1 protein-coding gene is annotated in these 1,975 nt (G+C 67.6%); it reads right to left on the bottom strand.

Features of this window, described 5'->3' with window-relative positions; translation table 11 throughout:
- Positions 1-1,975: sodium:solute symporter (locus A7A76_RS15995; RefSeq protein ID WP_206412128.1), on the bottom strand; the 1,975-nt coding region annotated here is incomplete at both ends.

Raw genomic sequence — 1,975 nt, 5'->3', positions numbered from 1 at the left:
GGGAGAAGAGCCTGCCCTCGAAGCGCTTCTGATCGGGGGTGCCCCGAAGGGGCGGATGAGGGCTTGCCGCGATAAATCGTCAGCCCTTCCAGCGACTGCGTAGGCGCCGGGAAAAATAGACTGGCGATGTAACCGATCACGATGCACAGCGCGATCGAGATCGCCAGGTAGTAGTACGGATGCACCGCGCGCAGCGTCCAGATGCCCAGGGTCAGCACCACGCTCGCGCCGATCCCGATCGCCACGCCCTGCCAGTTGGCGCGGCGGGTGAACATGCCCAGCGTGTACGCGCCGGCGAAACCGCCGCCGAGCAGGCCGGCCAGTTCGATCGACACGTCGAACAGCGAATGGATGTCGAACTTCGACAGCAGCAGCGCCGCGCCGATGCCGACCAGGCCGACCGCGACGGTCATGAGTTCGGCGAAGCGCACGCTCTGCTGCGCGGTGTGGCCCTTGTGCAGCTTCTCGTAGAAGTCCACCGAGATCAGCGTCGCCACCGAATTCATGATTCCCGACAGCGTCGCCATCGCCGCGGCGAAGATGCCGGCGATGATGAGCCCGGTCACGCCCACCGGCAGTTCGGCGGCGATGAACATCGGGAAGGTCGCGTCGATCGGCAGCAGCGGGTTCATGCGCTCGGGATGCTCGCGGTAGTACACGAACATCGCCGTGCCGATGGTGTAGAACACGATGCCGCCGGGAATCATGATCGCCGCGAACGCCCAGATCGAGCGGCCGGCCTCCTTGGCCGAGCTGGTCGACAAGGTGCGCTGCATCAGCACCTGGTCCTTGGGGAAGGTCAGCACCACCTCGAACAGCACCAGGAACAGGAAGCCCCAGACGGTGGCCTTGGTCAGGTCGAAGCTGAAGTCGAAGGTGTGCATCTTGCCCTCGGCCATCGCCGTGGACCAGAACTGGCCGAAGCCTCCGCGCAGGCCCCAGATCATGAAGCCGATGGCGAAGATCGCGCCGCCCATCTTGACGATGACCTGGACGAAGTCGGTCCAGATCACCGCCTTCATTCCGCCCATCGCGGTGTAGACGATGGTGAAGCCGCCCATCAGCAGCACGCTCCAGAACACGCTGATGCCGGTGATGGTGGCGATCGCCAGCGCCGGCAGGAACAGGATCACGCTCATGCGGCTGCCGATCTGCACGAACACGCACAGCGCGCTGGCGAGCATGCGGATCGAGGGATGGAAGCGGGTTTCCAGGTACGAGAACACCGACATCAGGTCGAGCCGGCGCAGCAGCGGCACGATCCAGATCGCCACGAACACCAGGCCGCCGACGGCGATGATGTTGTTGGCCATGTACTGCCAGTTGGTTTCGAAGGCCTTGGCCGGAATCGCGATGAAGCTGATCGAACTGGTGTTGGCCGCGTACAGGCTGATGCCGGCGGCCCAGAACGGGATGCTGCGGCCGCCGACGAAGAAGCTGTCGGTGCTGCCGCGTTTTTCGCGCAGGTAGAAATACAGGCCGATGCCGATCATGCCGGCGAGGTAGACGACGATGACCGCCCAGTCGAGCCAGTGCAGGCGCAGCTTGCTGGACTGGATCTGGGCGGTGGCGAAGCGGACCTGGGCGCCGTCGGCGCGCGCCCACATCAGGCCGTCGGGCCAGGCCGCGGTGGCAAGCGCGTCGGCCGGCACCTGCGCGCCGGGCAGTTCGGCCCAGGCGCCGGTGATGGTCTGGAAGGTCTTGAGCTGCGCCGGTGCATGCGCGCGGGCGCCGACCGGGATCAGCAGATGGGCCTGGCCGGTGGCGCGGCCGGCGCCGGCGATCTGCCCGGGCACGCGGCCGGCCTCGCTCCAGCCGCCCTGGCCGGGCGTCCAGCGCAGCAGCCGGTCGGCGCCGCCGGCGGGGTCGGCGAGTACCAGGAACAGCGATTTGGTCTGGAACAGCACGGTGCGCGGCGCGCCCGGCGCGGCCCAGGCGGGCGCCGCGGCCCAGGCCGCGCGTTCGTCGCCGAGCG

This window comes from Lysobacter enzymogenes (assembly GCF_017168095.1).
In the GTDB taxonomy this organism is placed as follows: Bacteria; Pseudomonadota; Gammaproteobacteria; order Xanthomonadales; family Xanthomonadaceae; genus Lysobacter; species Lysobacter enzymogenes_D.
The sequence above is the reverse complement of the archived record's forward strand: the minus strand, read 5'-3'. Positions and strand labels throughout refer to the sequence as shown.